A 17,898-nucleotide genomic window follows, 5' to 3' on the forward strand; every position below is an offset into this window, starting at 1 on the left:
ATTACTAACTTACCGCTCCCTGTTGAACTTTTATGAAAAACTGAGGCGACAACTATCCTGACACAGGGGGGTTTGGGCGCGTACATCCTTTCTGGAATTTATTAAACCGAAAAGCCAGAGTGCAAAATTGTGCATTCCAATTGCCTGATGAAATGAAAAAACGGATTTTTAAAACCCATCATTTTCCTAACGGCTTATCGACAGAAAGGTTCATCGACAACCTAAAGCAAATAAACCCCGCGCAACTCAACAATCTTTATGCCACCAAATCAATTGATTCACTGCTTGCCTTGATGGTGATGTGTGTTGCTCATCAATATCGCGGGGGAAGAAAAGCCAGTCGAAAAGTGGAGAAATACTTTTACGCTCAGTTTCTCTATTTGATGGTATTTAAATATGACATTAAGTTGACACTTGAGCTTTACGTTTATATTTTCTTTTTGCTTGAATCCAATTCGTTGTTCAAAACGAGCAATACAAATAAACCGCTAGATGTTGACCAGTTGTTCACCGACCAAGCATTTGTTAAATCATTAATCAAATCGACTGAATCACTTAGTAATAAAGAACAAGAAGAAAAGCTCAGTCAAAAGATCATGACTTACTTAAATAAGCAGAAAACTCATCCTTATTTTCATGCCTACGGCAAATAACCAAAACTGCCGATTTGAGCCGTGATTAATTTAATAATTATTATTTTTGTTTCATTCCTATGCAATTCTTGTTTCAGGGGGACTAACGTCCTCGTATCATCAAGATGAAATTAGGTGTGTCTTTTTAAGGTAATATATAATTGTAAATTCTCATCCGAATGGCACACCAAATACCACCGTTTGGAACAACAAAAATTATTAAGCCGAAACACGATCAGCATGACCTTGGAACAAGGCTCAATTTCGCCACCAACCGCTTAATTAATATTTGTAAAATTAATGGCTAACAAATATCTATTTGTCTGATCATGACCATAGCAGCAGTCTATCGTCAACGCCAATTTTAGAGTGAAAAAGTCGATATTAGATCCATGCTTTCAGTATGTTTTTAACTGAAATTTATCTATGATCATCTTAAATTCTTATGAGGGTTAGGTCATGAGTACAACGGTTAAAGATTGGTACATCGTTTCTGTTTTTGATGATGAGGAATTGATCGGCAAAATCCTTTGGGGCACTTGCGAAGAAGATGAGACCTACCGATTTTCACCGGGCAGCTATATCAGTACTTCAAAGGTTGAAAAGATTTTTCCAAACAAAAGATTAATTATTACAGCGAGTGGCAGTTGCTATAAATTGATTGGCGAGGGCCAAAAATCTCAAGTGCAATTAAAAGACTTCCAACTCCTTCGGCACGGGTTTTCGCCTGAGCAAATCACCCAATTGAATTTGGAACCAAACGACTATTTTCATTGACCCAAAAAACAAAACCAGCTACCGCTGGCTTTGGATTGAGAGCAAGATTATTGTTTATTGATTCCTAGCCCCGACTAGCGAGGCTTTGGATTCACTTTATAGCTATTATTTGATTGAAACTAAGATTGAAATAGCCAATGCAGGTAAAAAAAGCAACAGCCTTAAACCTAGATTTTTAGATTCAGGAGATAGTTCCCTATCTAAATACGGCACTGACATCGGTTTACCTATTATAAAAGGGTGTACATAATACAAACCGAAAGAATAAGCTATCAAGTTCAATATCCAATTTTCAATTCCGACTCTTTCAACGATGAATATTCCCGAAATTACAAACCAAAAATAGAACCCAAGTATTATTATTTTGCTTTTCATCTAATTTCCACTGTTATGATTTAATGTTTGGTTTAACAATATACTTGTAGCGACAGCCCTTTGATCTCTAGATGTCTGAGTGCCCATTTTACCTGCTTTCATGCCAACCTTTAACATTTCACCAGACGCTAAAGGCGCTAAGGTTATTAAACCTCCTTTGATGTCGCCCTGTAAAAATTGATCAAAGGCTATTACTCCGTCAATAGCACCTGATGCCAATGCACAATAAATAGAGCAAGGTGAAAGAGAAGCTGCTGTTAATGACAATGAAACATTGTTAGCAGTTTCATAAACATCTTTTCTTTCTATAGAATTTATTGACTCTAATGTATCATCGGCTACTTTTTCTGCCGTACCTACTAATGCTTGAGCTGAATCTTCTACTCTATCTTGAGACTTTTTCCATCCTTCAGTCCACTTAGAGAAAGAGCCTAAGATATCAACGCCCCCACAGCCTCTCGATTCATCTTTAAACTTTCCACATAATCCAGTTGGGTCAATCATATTAATCGGATCATTCCCCACATAGGCATACATATTCATGCCATCGCCATAACCAATCGGATCGGTTTGCATGAATCGACCTAGTTTTGGATGATAAATCCGTGCTTTGTAGTAATAAAGCTCGGTGCCGGGTAATAGTATTTGCCCAGTGTACCTAAAGCGTGATGCGCTTTGGTTTATCGGCTCGCCATAAGGGCCATATTGATGGCTTGCTGTTATATTACCTGCGCTATTAGTTTCTGCAATAATAGAGCCACGCTCGTCGGCCAGTAGATAATGTTTATTAGCGGTGCCAGCCCCTTGATACCAAACTACCGGGTCGTCTGCTGCAATACCATGAACATAACGATTAATTAAGGTACCACTAGCAATAATGTTGGGTGTCCTAACTTTTTACTACATCAATAGCAAAAACAGACGTTAAAAATCGAATACGGTTAACCATCCATTGTCTGCGGTGTTCAAAGCTTTGATTAGTGTGACTATCTTCGCCACATAAATAAGCTCGACGTACACAGCGAGAGATTAAGTGATAATAACGAGTATCTTCAAGGGATACTTGCTTGCTACGTGCTTGAGTCATGTTAAACACCACTTTACTGTAGATTATTTAACCATAGTAAAGAGAAGTGAATAAATCAATAATGTTGGGTGTCCTATTATTTTTTCAATGGCAAAAACAGACGTTAAAAATCGAATGCGGTCAACCATCCATTGTCTGCGGTGTTCAAAGCTTTGATTAGTGTGACTATCTTCGCCACATAAATAAGCTCGACGTACACAGCGAGAGATTAAGTGATAATAACGAGTATCTTCAAGGGATACTTGCTTGCTACGTGCTTGAGTCATGTTAAACACCACTTTACTGTAGATTATTTAACCATAGTAAAGAGAAGTGAATAAATCAATTATGTTGGGTGTCCTATTATTTTTAGATTTCTATGGAAAAATTTTCAGATTGCTCTCCGGTTGAGTTAATATGAAAATCTGTTATTTCAGGCTCTATATCTCGGTCTGATAAAGATTTATCTAAAAGAAGTCGCAATGCGTAGATTAAGTTTGTTTTACCTACGTCATTAGCCCCAATAATTAAAGTCTTTTCATTAAAATTAATTTCAGAATCAACAAAATTTCTAAAGCCACTAACTTTAACTGTTTGAATAATCATTATTCTTTCATCCCTGTTATTATTTTTATTCTTTATATCTAATTTACACCATACATTTTCTATTAAGAAGCTATTAGCACTGTTTTATTTCAGCTCTAGCCTTTAGAAACCCAAATACTCCACTTTAAGTGCTACTAATACTTTCAATGCCAGAAAAATAAAGCCCCGACGAGCGAGGCTTTGGATTCAAAAAATGCTGTCCATGAATATTAAAACGGCTCTGCCCCCTTTTATTTCTTAATATTATTTTTTCCGTATTTTGAGATACTCTTTCGGTAAGAAATATATGAGATAAATATCAAAAAGAATGAACAGACTACCGAAAATCCTACCCCTCGAATTAAACCATTTTCAATTGAAATTACACCGCCACAGATAAATGACAAGATCAAATACACTATTATTTGGACTTTATATAATCTAAAAAAACTCATCTTTCACCCTTATTATAAATTATCTTTCACTTTTTTATCGACTACAGAAATTCCTACATCAACAGCTTTATTCAACCCTCCTGTTGTCGCAGAGGTTGTCTGCCCGGCAGTATTCCCAATCATCGCACTTCTAGTAGTACCAGAGACTTGTGATGCAATCCCGCCTGCATTGGACATACTGTCTAACTTACCAGCGAATGAATTACCAACTTTACCACCTACTAAACCACCCGCAGCACCACTTACAGTGCTTATGGCCGCTTTAGTCACTGAGATTGAATCTCCATTTGCTAGGTCTTGCCCCATAGAACCCGTACCACTCGCTATAGCACTCACAGCTGTTGTCTGTTTAACGGCTTTACTGGCAGTTATTGTGCCTTTTATAGCACTCATTGCTGCCTTCCCAGCAAAACCACCAGTAACAGCGCCTACAGCACCAGCGATTAACACATCACTTGCATCAAAGTTACCTGTAGCTGCCTGAGCAATTAATTCAATACCAGCCCCAATGAGAAAACCAGGAACAAGAAACTTACCTGTAGGGTCAGTCGCATTAACAGGATCATTACCCACATAGGCATACATATTCATGCCATCATCGTAGCCAATCGGGTCAGTCTGTAAGAATCGACCTAACTTTGGATGATAAATCCGTGCTTTGTAGTAATAAAGCTCGGTGCCGGGTAATAATATTTGCCCTGTGTACCTAAAACGTGAATCACTTTGGTTTATCGGCTCGCCATAAGGGCCATATTGATGGCTTGCTGTTATATTACCTGCACTATTGGTTTCTGCAATAATAGAGCCGCGCTCATCGGCCAGTAGATAATGCTTATTAGCGGTGCCAGCCCCTTGATACCAAACTACCGGGTCGTCTGCTGCAATGCCATGAACATAAGATTAATTAAGGTACCACTAGCAATAATGTTGGGTGTCCTAACTTTTAACTTTTACTAATTTTTATCCACTTCAATAGTACCGCAAACTGTCTGTAAACTTTTAGCATCTGTGTACTCTCTAGTAATACTGAAAAATACATTGTGCTTGGTATCTTTGATTAAAAATTCATCAGAGGATGGAGAACTGTATAAGTAACAGTTCTTTAGAATTTCTTTTTCAAATACGATAAGATTTTTTTTTTCAAGTTCATCGAAATCAAACTTTCCTTCTAAAAATACGACTATAGGAGTATTTTTATTAAGTGATCTTGAGACAAGCAAGTAACTACTACTTTCATTATCATTTTCTATAAAGTAAAAATCACTACTAATTTTTAAGTTTATATCTTCTCCTTTAAACTCAGTTCCATTTTTGACATAAAAATAAATTGAAGGTGCATCATCAAGGTAGAAATAGCTCGCAAAAAGTATACCGAAGACTAAAACCACAATAATTTTGTTCTTTATCATTTTTGCTTATCCTGCTCTTTTAATTTTAATGACTCAATTCTCCCAGAAACTTCTACAACTCCGTTGACTTTAATATCTCTAACAGATGTGGGACCCAATCCTGTCATTGTTGTGTGTGGCACAGCATCAGAGGCAGATTTAGCAAAATCTTTTGCAGCGTCAGCAAATTCTTGAGTTGCTTTACCCATTTCTTTACCTTTTTTATTGATTTCTTCTGCCGTTATATTTTCTCCTCTAGCTTTCGCACTAAGAGCTTCATAATATTGGCTGGCTTTCTCACCTCTTCGTGTATTTCTTACTTTTTGACCGTCATCAACAACCTTTTTTCCTTTATCAACATATTTATAGGCACCATACACTGTCAAGCTGACACCAACCACGCAAGCTACAGGACCAGCTAAGCATGTAGCTAAAGCACCTTCACCACTAGGATCAACTAAATTAACAGGATCATTCCCCACATAAGCATACATGTTCATACCATCATCGTAACCAATAGGGTCAGTTTGCAAGAATCTGCCTAACTTTGGATGATAAATCCGTGCTTTGTAGTAATAAAGCTCGGTGCCGGGTAATAATATTTGCCCTGTGTACCTAAAACGTGAATCACTTTGGTTTATCGGCTCGCCATAAGGGCCATATTGATGGCTTGCTGTTATATTACCTGCACTATTGGTTTCTGCAATAATAGAGCCGCGCTCGTCGGCCAGTAGATAATGCTTATTAGCGGTGCCAGCACCTTTATACCAAACTACTGGGTCGTCTGCTGCAATGCCATGAACGTAGCGATTAATTAAGGTACCACTAGCAATAATGTTGGGTGTCCTAACTTTTCTCCATACAACTAGTCCTAATTTGTAGTTATTATTGTTTGTGGAGATTAAAGCCCCGACTATTGAGGGTCACTTCACTAGCGAGGCTTTGGATTCAAATGAACCTACTCACCACCAGAAGACCCACTGTCAGAGTCGAAAACTTCCGAGTTAGCGGTACTATGATTTTTTTTCTTTTTAGAAGAGAAAAAGAATACCAGTGATATTAGAATAAAAATCCCGGAACCTAGTGTATAGCTAAATTTGGCCTGTATAAAAAACGCTACAAGCAAAAAAATTGTACCTAATAAAGTATTCACAATTTAAATTTCCTATTTATCTATGTTCAAACCAACAGAATCGGGGATGAACTCCTCAAACCTTTCATCCCATGGTAAGTAGCAACAGTCTTGAATGTCATTAAAATAAATCTCAGCAGTTTTTGAAGGAGATGATAAATCTTCCAGTTCAATAATTACCATATTGCTAACTATATCCCATTCTAGAAGCCTCACCCCAAGCTTAGGAAGACCGCTAAAAAACACTTCAACACCTTGTTCTGTATATTGAACTTTAACCGCTTGCTGTTTTTTTTTAAAAATTATAGAGCCAAGCTTCCAGTTTTTATTCTGATTTGAATCATAAACACTTACTCCGTTTAGCTTTTGACTCTTTTCTATCAGCTCTTTAACCCAACTCAACATTAACCTTCTTTTTTTTAACAAAAAGATTTGGTTAATTATAAAAATTAGCAGAATAAAGCTAATTACTCCGCTAACCCACGAATCGAATATAGTTATAACGATTCCAGCAACAATTAAACAGGCAAGTAACAACATGATTAATCTAAAAACCATGTTAAATTGTATTCTTTTATGCATTTATTTGCCTCTTGGTTTTTGTAGCATTGAAGATAATTTTACTTGATCTGTATTAGGAGCACCCTTTTCTATTCTATTTCGAATACTCCTTCCGCCACTCAATTTTTTCTTACCAATATCTATGTCTTCACCAGTTGCAATAGCTGCTGCGGCAGAAACAGCTACAGCTATAATTTCTTCTTTCACGGCAGATATTGTAAGTTCTGCGGTTTTTTCAGCAATAACTACTGTCGAAGCGACTGCCGAAACAATTTCAAAACCTGTAGCCATTGCGTCAGCTACTTTATCTAATTCCTGATTAGTTTCAGTATTGGCAGCTTCATAATCACCATCATTCTCAATTAGCTTGGTATCCATTATGACTTTTTCGATTTCAACACCTGTCTTACCAGTAGGGTCAAGCATATTAACAGGATCATTCCCCACATAAGCATACATGTTCATACCATCATCGTAACCAATAGGGTCAGTTTGCAAGAATCTGCCTAACTTTGGATGATAAATCCGTGCTTTGTAGTAATAAAGCTCGGTGCCGGGTAATAGTATTTGCCCAGTGTACCTAAAACGTGAATCACTTTGGTTTATCGGCTCGCCATAAGGGCCATATTGATGGCTTGCTGTTATATTACCTACTCTATTGGTTTCTGCAATAATAGAGCCGCGCTCATCGGCCAGTAGATAATGCTTATTAGCGGTGCCAGCCCCTTGATACCAAACTACCGGGTCGTCTGCTGCAATGCCATGAACATAACGATTAATTAAGGTACCACTAGCAATAATGTTGGGTGTCCTAACTTTTTCACCGTGTTTATAAAATCAATCTACTCTGCCCCTATTGATTAAAGAACGATTTATAGCCTAGCTATATTTTCCTATGATTATGGGCGTCACAAAAGCTATAGTGGCCAATATAAATCCAGAAATTAACAAAACTCGACATAAGGTTGCGTCTTTATTTAAATTTGAATCATCTAAAGCTTTATATTCTTTACGTAATAAGAACATAATAAATTTATTTGAATTTATAATGTTATTATTTTTCACAAACCCAATTTCACCTAAGGACCTCCATATTTCAGGGTGTCTTTTCTCCAAGTGAGATAAAGTTTTTTTAAATAAAGCGTAATACCATATAGTTAAAGGAAATAGACTCAATGCTGTCGCCACCCATATTATTTTCATCATTTAAAATCCTACTTTTTACCGTTTCCACCAATTCTGGTACCAACACCCGCAACTTTAGAATTCACACTAAACCCAGTAACAGGTCCCGCATGAACTGTAACCCCAATTGAAGGAGTCCATTGAACTGATACTCCGCCACCTAACCCTGCACCGCCCATAATTGTAGTGCTTGAAGTTGGCCCAGTAGCTGTTGAATCAGGTTTAATAATTGTGACATTAGCTGTTAATCCAACAGAAGCGCCGTAGGCTGTACCGGTTAGACCAGCTTCAACCTTAAGCCCGTCCCCTTGCATTGTCTGAGAGTCAACTTCAGCAGACGCCGTAGCACCTAAACCGACTCCTGCAGACCCTTGTGAAGAAACGGATACTCTATCACTTAAACCGCTTGCAGCATCTGATATAGCCGAAACCCCATCGTTAACAACTGTATCTATTTTATTAGCCACTTCCGTCACTTTAGCCATTGCTGCATCTGTATTCCCTTTAAAACCGAAGTCTTCTGATGCCATACCTGTTGGATCAGTCCCATTAACAGGGTCATTCCCAACATAAGCATACCAGTTCATACCATCTTCATAACCAATGGGGTCGGTTTGCATGAAACGACCTAGTTTTGGATGATAAATCCGTGCTTTGTAGTAATAAAGCTCGGTGCCGGGTAATAGTATTTGCCCAGTGTACCTAAAGCGTGATGCGCTTTGGTTTATCGGCTCGCCATAAGGGCCATATTGATGGCTTGCTGTTATATTACCTGCGCTATTAGTTTCTGCAATAATAGAGCCACGCTCGTCGGCCAGTAGATAATGCTTATTAGCGATACCAGCCCCTTGATACCAAACTACCGGATCGTCTGCTGCAATGCCATGAACATAACGATTAATTAAGGTACCACTAGCAATAATGTTGGGTGTCCTAACTTTTAAACTATGAACATAACGATTAATTAAGGTACCACTAGCAATAATGTTGGGTGTCCTAACTTTTAAACTTTCTAGCAATAATGTTGGGTGTCCTAACTTTTTTTGCAGATGAAAGATTTTGAACTTCTTCGGCACGGATTTTCGCCAGAGCAAATCACCCAATTGAATTTGGCACCAAACGACTATTTTCATTGACCCCAAAAAACAAAACCAGCTTCCGCTGGCTTTGGATTGAGAGCAAATCATATTGATCTCGATTGTTGAATCCTAGCCCCGACTAGCGCTGTCTCTTGATCACATTTTCAGATCAAGAGATTGGGCTAATTCATAGCCTTCAAGGATGGTTTGCAATTTAAACCATCCTTCCCATAATCGCTCCCACCCGACACGGCCATTACGTTTTGAATCGTGCCAACCCGCTAACTTCCCAAGGTTAATGTAAGCCCAATAAAGGCTTGGTGCCGTTGTCGGTGGTTTTGATTTTTCTCGTTTTGTCCATAGCAACTTCCACGCTAACGGACTTAAAACCGTTTCACAACTATGCTTTTCTGCTTCTTTCTTATTAAGGCCAAGGTAACGAAGTTGATGAAGGCGTGCGGCAATAAACGCTAATATCACAATCACCTTTTCTAAATTGTCTTTACTTTGCATACGTAAATCTTCTACTTGAGTACCGCCGCTTTTCCACGCTTTGTGGAACTCTTCAATTAACCAGCGTTTTTCATAGTAGGTCAATACTTTTTCGGCTTCCTCTTTGCACGTCACAGGCTCAGATGTTAACAGGTGCCAACTTAATCCTTGGTCATTGTTTTCTTCCTGACAACCCACATAATAGAGAGATACCGAAGCGCCTTTTTTATTCGCTGGCATTTTTACATCAACTTTGGCATAACGTATTTGACAAGAAGCCTCCCGCGCTTTGCGTCCGCCTTTTTGCCTCACCGAAACAATACGTTGACCTGCTGATTTTAACGACTCACTATATTGATAAAGTTTATTTTCACTTTGTTCAATGCAACGACTCTGCATTGAGCGCACGACAAAACGTTGCTGCCTCGCTGTTTTATAAGTCAGGTATTCAATAATATCTGACTCTCTATCACACACTGAAATTACCTTATTCATTGTTGAACCTAGACGGGGAGTCATCGCTTCTGATGCTTGCTCCCACTTATAGCTTTCTTTGTCTTCGTACGCTCGGCTGGCATGGCGATTATTTTGGCCGTACAAACTGACGTCTCGTGTCCATCGTTTTTGCTCAATCAGACCAACAACATGCTGCTGCTCAGGGGCAAATAGCAATACGGAATGAGCATGCATGCCACGCGAACGCTTATTCGAAGTGGTATGCCCCATTTCATCGCGAATCGTTTGATGTTTAAATTCAAGTGATGTGGTGTCTTCTAAAGCAAGTAGGCAATCATAATCTTTAACTTTTGCTGCTGTTGCCTTAAAGCCAGCCTCAGCTATAGCTTGAGCATCAATAGCTTTATTACGAGTAAAACGATAGGCCGCTTCAATATCGGCTGTGGACGTAGATGATTGCACGAGTGATTGCCCTAACTTGTTGGAAAGATTAGAGGCTAACACAACAAGTCGTTTAGCTCTGCGGGTATCGCCCAATTTTGCATGTAAAAATGTTTCTTCTGCCCATTGCTCTGAACTTGTTGTAAACATAGAAATCCACCTCATCACTGAATAAATGGATCAGATCACGTTCTGTACAATAAGTTCATAAAAAAATCCCTCGATTTTTATCGAGGGATTTGTGTAGGAAAGACAGCGACTAGCGAGGCTTTGGATTCAAAAAGGTTACATTGTATTTAATCACTTTTCTTCAATTTAACCAGAGAGATAATCGAAAACACAATGACCAATATTATAAACACCCCAACAATTAGTGGATTTGTTAACATATTTATATAGAAATCTATACTAAACAAAAAATCCACACCATTGTTCCCGCTTAAAATATTGACAAAAACCGCAAAGGCCACGTAAACCAGAAGCAACAAGGTCCCGTTCTTAAAACCTTTTTTTAAGCTTTCTACATATAGGTTCATTTAATTTATTCCAATATTTTTTAATATTTACTTTAATGTAAGAATGCAAATCTAGTTACAATTATCACCAATACAAGTATTCGATGCAGCCTGATTTATTGATTCTTGAGTTCCTGTAACTATAGCTTCGGCAGTTACCTTACCTCCAGCTAAAGTACCTGCTGGCCCTAAAGAGCTAGAACTTGTTAATGCCTTAACAGCTTTCTCACCAGCAACACCACCAATTACAGTTCCTCCAGCACTTACTCCGGCTGCTTTTGCAACACCTTGATCAATGGGATCGCCATTAGCGACATTTTCAACCATTTGTGTAGCGGCACCACCAACTGCCGCTACACCAGACGATGGAATCAATACAGTTGCGGCAGCTTCAGCTCCCTGTAGTCCAATTTTAGCAACGGCTGCTCCCGCTAATCCGCCTGTTGCCCCAACCGCAGCGCCAGTTAGAGTTGCTGCGCCCACTGTTGACCAATTTATCTTTTTATCTCCTGTAAACGCTTGTACAGCAATAGAAGATACTGCGCCGAAAGCACCACCAATTAATGCGCCAAATATACCAAATTCACCTGTTGGGTCTGCCATATTAACAGGATCATTCCCCACATAAGCATACCAGTTCATCCCATCCTTATAGCCAATAGGATCGGTCTGCATAAAACGACCTAACTTTGGATGATAAATCCGTGCTTTGTAGTAATAAAGCTCGGTGCCGGGTAATAGTATTTGCCCAGTGTACCTAAAGCGTGATGCGCTTTGGTTTATCGGCTCGCCATAAGGGCCATATTGATGGCTAGCTGTTATATTACCTGCACTATTGGTTTCTGCAATAATAGAGCCGCGCTCGTCGGCCAGTAGGTAATGTTTATTAGCGGTGCCAGCCCCTTGATACCAAACTACGGGGTCGTCTGCTGCAGTGCCATGAACATAACGATTAATTAAGGTACCACTAGCAATAATATTGGGTGTCCTAACTTTTTACAATATCTAGGGTACCATCACCATTAGCGTCATTAACTGTTAACCCAAAGTCATCGCTGTTCCACTCTTTATTGAGCAGCTTAGCTTTTAATTTTTTTGACTTTTTGAGCTTACCTTTTTTATTAGCAAATGAAACGTAATGTGTGATCCCTTTTTTTCGACTTGAGGCAATAATATCGTCTTTTCCATCACCGTTTATGTCAGCAATACGTACTTTGGTTTTGGCTTTATTCTTCCATTTAAAATGATTTTTTTTAGATTGAACCAACTCAAAATTAACACCTTCTTTACCATGAAATACTTTATGGTGTTTACTATTATCAGAAATAGCAAGTAGGTCTAAGTATTCATCTCCATTGAAATTACCTGCATAAAAAGAAAAGTTACCAATGTCGAATACAGAAAGTTCATTGTTGGAATAGAGCTTAATAGGGTCGGCAAAATTTAAACCATTAACTGACCCTGCAACCAAGAATGCGTTGTTATATTCTTTAAAGGCAATTAATAAGTCACTAAAGCCATCGTTGGTATAATCGGCAACAACAATCTCTACTAATTCAGCAACGACGGTTTGATTATTTATATGACTTGTAAGTATGAGTTGATTAACTGAAGAATATTTTAGTCCACCTTCAGTCCCCAGGACTAGCTTAGGTGCTAATGTCTCTTCTAACGGGAGTAATAAAACATCACTAACTTGATCACCATTAAAGTCGCCAAAGTAGGAAATATAGGTTTCATCATCCCATTTAACCGCTTCTTGTGAATATGCTGAGAAAGTAAAAATTAATATAAAAAGAAAAAATACTTTACCTAGGAATTGCTTTTTATTCATCCTAAACCTATAAAATCGTAGGGATAAAAAGCATAAAAGGCCTCATGCCATTTCATTAGTAAACTTCATCCCTGAATAACTTGCGACAGGAGTGTATTGTAAGTGTTACTAAATGTAAATCTTTTGTTTCAATTACGGAGGCATGCTTTTTCTATATTGCAAAAATTTTAGTAAAGTCTGGGAATTCATATAGTAGTAATACAGTCAAAAAAACATATATGCATTGGTGTTTTCTATTTACTTGATAAAATACTGCACCATTTGGTTTCAACCCAACTATAAAATTGAACAAAAGACCCAGTAACAGACATTGATTAGGGCAAATCTAAAAATTTCTATTTAATTACTCTACAGCCTCTTATTATAAAGGGCTGTAAATTTATAATTTTGAAAGCAGCAAAATTAAAAACAGAAAAAGCACGTGCTAAACGCTTACGAGATGCCAATAAAGCATTAGCAACAAAAGCTCATTAATGTTGTAAAAACTTATTGTTTTATTATGGGTTTTAGCTAAAAAACAACAAGGCCAGTTACAAACGTAACTGGCTTTTTACTATTTTCACCTTGAGCGCTAGGCTCACTTGATAATTGCTTGTTGGGCTAACAGTTGGTTATCAGCTAACGCTTCTTCGAGCTCAGCTTGTGTAGCTAATAATTTAGCGATTGTGTTATTTTTTTCTGTTATTGCTTGTTTTTCTCTCTCTTGAGCACGTTTTAGCTGGGCTTGGGTATTAGTAAGCGTTGTCATTAACGCTTTTATATCATCGTTTTCCTGTGCAAGTTGATCGCCTCTAACGAGTAATTCTTCATCGTCGACACTCATCACTAATTGCTGTGATTTAAAAACAATATAATTATAACCTAAACGTATCACTAGAAATAACAGTGCCAAAAATAGCACAAGCATGTATTGATTTTCTTCAACTGATTGATAAGCCGCCATAAGTCGATCAATAACATCGCCTGTTTGGCTAAAAAATGCTGTAAAAATTTGGTTATGCCATATTAACCACGTAAAAACATATAATAGGATAAAACTAGGGGCTGGTTTTTGCTGCTGACTAAAGTTTAAAAAAGATGATAGTAGTTTCTTATTGATCACGTAATACTTCCCTTTAAAAAATACACTTTAATTATAATTGCATCAGGCATTCTGAAGTTGCACCTTGCATGGCATGCTTATGCATATACACATAAAAAAGCGCTGCTCATAGTAACTGAGCAACGCCTTTTCAACAATAATTAAGTATACTTAAGCTGAATTAAAATATGTAGCTAACACTTAATCTGTAGTTCACACCATCTGAAATATAATTTAACGCTGATTGGTATTTTTTATCAAACAAGTTTGCAACTTTAGCATTTATCGTAACGTTGTTTGTTACTTGGTAAACCGCAGTAATATCTGCTAACCAGTAACTGCTTAATTTAACATTGCCCGCGCCATAAACAGCTTCTTCACTTTCGCCGCGGTAACTTAAAACCGTACCTAATTGCCAGTCTTCTAATTGGTAGTTAATCGCGTAGTTAGCATTCCACTCTGGACGGCGAGCAAGTTTAACATTTTGTGAGACATTTTTAGCATCAACATAAGCAAGACCTAAGCTGTGACTAAAGTTACCTAAGTTTAAGGTAACATTAGCATCAGCACCTTTCATGGTTGCTTTTTCTATATTTTCACTACGATATGCTGCGCTATTCCACGCAATAAGATCATCAACATCAGTATCAAATACACTTAACTCAAATGTGTAATTAGATGCTTGATTACGTAATAAAATCTCGTGAGTTAACGAATGCTCTGGTGCTAACTCGGGGTTACCTGAACCAGGCCAGTACAAGTCGTTAAATGTAGGCGCTTTAAAGCCTGTTCCACGGTTAAAGCTTATTAGCCAATTATTCGCTAATTGGTAGCCAACCGAAAGGTTATAGGTAGTTTTATTACCCAAATTTTCGATATCGTCATATCGTGTAGCTGCTTCAAATAACCAATCATTTTCTTGATGATTTAATTGTAAAAATACCGCTTGTACCTCACGCGACTTTTGATCATATTGTTGATGACCTTCGTCCCAAGCACTCAGATCATAATTCGCAGATACTTCTTCTTGGTACCAATCAACACCAGCTGTAAGGCCGGTTAGTTTTGCTAAGCTATAATGACCCACTAACGATGCTTGGTCTCGTTTAGTTGTTAGAGCTTCAGCGTCACGTTCTTTAATCCCATTACCAAACCTTGCTCCTTGGTCTTGGCTTTTAGCTAATGAAAACGCTAATGAAAAGTCTTGTGTGCGATACAAGCTTCCCGCTTTAATATGATAATTATCAGCGTTTTGCTCGTTTAAACTAGGAAAACCGCCATAAGCGCTGTCAAATTCGCTAAACGTTTTTTCATATCGACCAACAAGGTTCACTGAAAACTCATTAGATAGCACGCTTTTACCAATTAATGAAATTGACTCTCGCTTATAGCCGTCATCATCTGGTTCATCAATATCATAAGGATTATCTGGATCGGTTGTGTATGCATTAAAACCATCTGATTTTTCAGTAGAGACGTTAACAGTGTAGTTATGGTCCTCATTACCTAAGCCTAACGATGCAGAAGCTTGGTAATAATCATTACTACCAAAGCCAGCTGAAACATAGCCGTTGCCCTGCTGGTATTGTTTAGTAAAGATTTGAATTACACCACCAATAGCGTCAGAGCCCCAAAGTGCAGCTCTAGGACCTTTAACCACTTCAATACGATCTATTTGCTGTACTGAAATAGCAGAAAGATTAGTAGCTCCTGTTGTAGCCGAGTTTACGCGAACGCCGTCTATAATAACTAAGGTATGATTGCTATTAGTACCACGGGTAAAAATTGATGATATTTGCCCTGAGTCACCTTGATTGGCAACATATATACCTGCAACACGCTTTAAAATATCACCCACACTTGTTACTTGCATCGCTTCTATTTCATATTGTGTAATAACAACGTTTGACGATAATGCAGAAAAGCGATCTTGTTGACTACGATTTGCAGTCACTAAAACGTGTTCTTCTACATCGACGTTTTTATCTAGTTGCGAATTTATTTGTGTACCTTGATTAGCTTTGGCAATAAATGTTGTTGATGTTGCTAAAGTTAATGACGCTATTATAGACGCCGACAATAATGATTTTTTCATAATCTCCTCGCTACTAATACCACCCGTATTAGTAAAACAAAATGAAGAGTTTAGGTCGGTCTCCGGACTTATTAATGATATTTCACATCACTAATTTACCGTTGCGGGGGCAGTATAAGAGTTTCACTTATTTCCCTAATTGCTTAGATTAGCTTTTATATTAGTAAAGCTTCAAAGCACCTAAACTCGTAATATCCTAACTTTCCAAAGTGGAAAAATAGGCCAGTTAGCTTACGCCACAAACGTTTAACCACTCACTCTACGGCTATCAATTTGTTGGCATAATAAAGTTAATTCATCTAATACGCGTGATGACATGCGATGCATTTTATCGGCATTAGGAGTTAAAAATGCGTTATTTTTAACCGCAGGAATAGTTGGCCATTGCTGCCAATTAACCGTATCGGCATTATTGTGCCCACTACCTGTTGGCTGAATAATGATTTCAGGTGCACTTAGCACTACTTGCTCCACACTGACTTGTGGATAGTCTGTTGCACTATCGATAAACGGGTTACTTGCTTTACAAATGTCTAATTGTTGCTGAAGCCACGAGTGATTTGCCACCGTAGTTAATGGGCGTGACCACAGCTCATAAAAAATAGTTATTGGTTGTTTATCTTTATACTGAGCTTTAATTTTTGCTAATCTTGTTGAGAAAGCTTGACCAATTTTTTTACCCTGTTCTTCTTTACCAACAAGCATAGCGAAGGTGGCAATTTCCTTACCAACATCTTCTAGTAAGGTTGGGTTTGAATAAACTATATTAACGCCCATTTTTTTAAGCCTGGCCAAATCATCACTTGGATTTCCCGTACGCCATGCAATAACTATGTCAGGGGCTAGCGATAATATTTGTTCGATACTTAATTTAGTATAATTTCCAACGCGAGGGATAGCTTTCGCCTGTTCGGGAAAGTCAGCATAATCTGTCGTACCAATAATTAGATCACCCGCGCCAATCTCGAATAACATTTCAACAATATGAGGGGCTAATGCAATAATTTTAGGTTTTGATTGCGGCTGTTCTATTTCATCAGCTATTACCTGTGTAGTTGATAACAGAGCAAAACTAAGCGATATCAACAAACCTTTAACAGCTTTTTTAATATACAAATCCATAAGCGTTACCAGTCAATGCCTTTTTGTACTTGTATGCCGTTATCAAATGCGTGTTTAATTGATTGCACCTCAGAAACAGTGTCTGCCATTTCAATTAAACGACGGTGACAAGCGCGACCAGTAACAATAACGTGTTGCCCTTCTGGACGATTAGCAAGGGTTTCAAGTACTTCATCAATATCTAAATAACGATAAGTCAGCATGTAAGTTAATTCATCTAACATTACAGTGTTAATTGTTTTATCTGATAATAACTTTTTCGCTTCTTGCCACACTAATTCTGCAGCCGCTATATCTGTTTCTTTATTTTGAGTTTCCCACGTAAACCCCGTTTTCATCACATAAAAAGGTACGCCATGACTTTCTAATAAATTACGCTCACCGCACTCCCAAGTACCTTTAATAAACTGACAAACAGCTGCTTTTAAGCCATGCCCAACCGAGCGTGTTACCATGCCAAAACCTGAGGTAGATTTGCCTTTACCATTACCGGTGATCACTAAAAGTAAGCCTTTATCGTTAGTCGCATTAGCGATGCGTTCATCTACTTTTTCTTTTAGTTTTTGCTGTCTTTGTTGATGTTTCTGTGCTTTATCTATTTCAGTCATAATCATCTCAATGTTGTGA

At 38.0% G+C, this 17,898-nt stretch carries 20 protein-coding genes and 1 riboswitch; of the genes, 2 read left to right on the plus strand and 18 right to left on the minus strand.

Going from position 1 to position 17,898, the window contains the following annotated elements; genetic code table 11:
* Positions 1-140: 140 nt before the first annotated feature.
* Both QUD79_RS14305 and QUD79_RS14310 read left to right on the plus strand, forming a co-directional pair.
* On the plus strand, positions 141-653 hold the full coding sequence (locus QUD79_RS14305) for a hypothetical protein (RefSeq protein ID WP_184426756.1): 513 nt from the start codon (positions 141-143) through the stop codon (positions 651-653).
* Between the two features lie 438 nt (positions 654-1,091).
* Positions 1,092-1,409 (plus strand): hypothetical protein, encoded by a 318-nt coding sequence (locus tag QUD79_RS14310; RefSeq protein ID WP_184426757.1) that lies wholly within the window; start codon positions 1,092-1,094, stop codon positions 1,407-1,409.
* Between the two features lie 375 nt (positions 1,410-1,784).
* On the opposite strand, the gene QUD79_RS14315 is transcribed toward QUD79_RS14310, so the two are convergent.
* The 18 genes from QUD79_RS14315 to cobO all read right to left on the minus strand — a co-directional run bounded on the left by QUD79_RS14315 (position 1,785) and on the right by cobO (position 17,879).
* Positions 1,785-2,663, minus strand: a complete 879-nt coding sequence (locus tag QUD79_RS14315) for an RHS repeat-associated core domain-containing protein (protein WP_184426780.1) — start codon at positions 2,661-2,663, stop codon at positions 1,785-1,787.
* A gap of 10 nt (positions 2,664-2,673) precedes the next feature.
* A complete protein-coding gene (locus tag QUD79_RS14320; RefSeq protein ID WP_184426761.1) occupies positions 2,674-2,871 on the minus strand; it encodes a Type I secretion system protein TolC in 198 nt (65 codons plus the stop codon).
* Positions 2,872-2,894: 23 nt separating this feature from the next.
* A complete protein-coding gene (locus tag QUD79_RS14325) occupies positions 2,895-3,137 on the minus strand; it encodes a hypothetical protein (protein ID WP_184426763.1) in 243 nt (80 codons plus the stop codon).
* 82 nt (positions 3,138-3,219) lie between these two features.
* Positions 3,220-3,456: an AAA family ATPase gene (locus QUD79_RS14330; RefSeq protein ID WP_184426766.1), complete on the minus strand. Its 237-nt coding sequence runs from the start codon at positions 3,454-3,456 to the stop codon at positions 3,220-3,222.
* A gap of 446 nt (positions 3,457-3,902) precedes the next feature.
* Entirely contained in the window at positions 3,903-4,775 is an 873-nt protein-coding gene (locus tag QUD79_RS14335) for an RHS repeat-associated core domain-containing protein (RefSeq protein ID WP_184426782.1), read from the minus strand.
* 68 nt (positions 4,776-4,843) lie between these two features.
* Positions 4,844-5,299, minus strand: coding sequence for a hypothetical protein (locus QUD79_RS14340; RefSeq protein ID WP_184426768.1), 456 nt, complete (start codon positions 5,297-5,299; stop codon positions 4,844-4,846).
* The gene (locus QUD79_RS14345) at positions 5,296-6,195 is read right to left on the minus strand and encodes an RHS repeat-associated core domain-containing protein (RefSeq protein WP_184426784.1); all 900 of its coding nucleotides are present in this window, start codon (positions 6,193-6,195) and stop codon (positions 5,296-5,298) included. Before QUD79_RS14345 ends, QUD79_RS14340 begins: the two co-directional genes overlap by 4 nt.
* Before the next feature lie 248 nt (positions 6,196-6,443).
* Complete coding sequence (locus QUD79_RS14350; protein WP_184426770.1) at positions 6,444-6,992, minus strand: hypothetical protein; 549 nt, start codon at positions 6,990-6,992, stop codon at positions 6,444-6,446.
* Complete coding sequence (locus QUD79_RS14355; RefSeq protein WP_184426786.1) at positions 6,993-7,772, minus strand: RHS repeat-associated core domain-containing protein; 780 nt, start codon at positions 7,770-7,772, stop codon at positions 6,993-6,995. It abuts the gene before it with no gap.
* A gap of 78 nt (positions 7,773-7,850) precedes the next feature.
* Positions 7,851-8,177 (minus strand): hypothetical protein, encoded by a 327-nt coding sequence (locus QUD79_RS14360; RefSeq protein ID WP_184426772.1) that lies wholly within the window; start codon positions 8,175-8,177, stop codon positions 7,851-7,853.
* Between the two features lie 8 nt (positions 8,178-8,185).
* The gene (locus QUD79_RS14365) at positions 8,186-9,289 is read right to left on the minus strand and encodes an RHS repeat-associated core domain-containing protein (RefSeq protein ID WP_184426774.1); all 1,104 of its coding nucleotides are present in this window, start codon (positions 9,287-9,289) and stop codon (positions 8,186-8,188) included.
* Positions 9,290-9,391: 102 nt separating this feature from the next.
* A complete protein-coding gene (locus QUD79_RS14370; RefSeq protein ID WP_286288804.1) occupies positions 9,392-10,774 on the minus strand; it encodes an IS4 family transposase in 1,383 nt (460 codons plus the stop codon).
* A gap of 437 nt (positions 10,775-11,211) precedes the next feature.
* Positions 11,212-12,117 carry an RHS repeat-associated core domain-containing protein gene (locus QUD79_RS14375; RefSeq protein ID WP_184426623.1) on the minus strand — a complete coding sequence of 302 codons (906 nt, stop codon included), beginning with the start codon at positions 12,115-12,117 and terminating at the stop codon, positions 11,212-11,214.
* A gap of 10 nt (positions 12,118-12,127) precedes the next feature.
* Entirely contained in the window at positions 12,128-12,973 is an 846-nt protein-coding gene (locus QUD79_RS14380) for an FG-GAP repeat domain-containing protein (RefSeq protein WP_184426615.1), read from the minus strand.
* A 577-nt stretch (positions 12,974-13,550) separates the two neighbouring features.
* Entirely contained in the window at positions 13,551-14,075 is a 525-nt protein-coding gene (locus QUD79_RS14385) for a hypothetical protein (RefSeq protein ID WP_184426613.1), read from the minus strand.
* Between the two features lie 160 nt (positions 14,076-14,235).
* A complete protein-coding gene (locus tag QUD79_RS14390; protein WP_184426611.1) occupies positions 14,236-16,149 on the minus strand; it encodes a TonB-dependent receptor domain-containing protein in 1,914 nt (637 codons plus the stop codon).
* Between the two features lie 36 nt (positions 16,150-16,185).
* Positions 16,186-16,348: riboswitch (cobalamin riboswitch) on the minus strand.
* A gap of 47 nt (positions 16,349-16,395) precedes the next feature.
* The gene (locus QUD79_RS14395) at positions 16,396-17,271 is read right to left on the minus strand and encodes a cobalamin-binding protein (protein ID WP_184426609.1); all 876 of its coding nucleotides are present in this window, start codon (positions 17,269-17,271) and stop codon (positions 16,396-16,398) included.
* Positions 17,272-17,276: 5 nt separating this feature from the next.
* Positions 17,277-17,879: a cob(I)yrinic acid a,c-diamide adenosyltransferase gene (gene cobO, locus QUD79_RS14400; RefSeq protein ID WP_184426607.1), complete on the minus strand. Its 603-nt coding sequence runs from the start codon at positions 17,877-17,879 to the stop codon at positions 17,277-17,279.
* Positions 17,880-17,898: the final 19 nt, after the last annotated feature.

This window comes from Thalassotalea piscium, assembly GCF_030295935.1.
GTDB classification, from domain to species: domain Bacteria; phylum Pseudomonadota; class Gammaproteobacteria; order Enterobacterales; family Alteromonadaceae; genus Thalassotalea_B; species Thalassotalea_B piscium.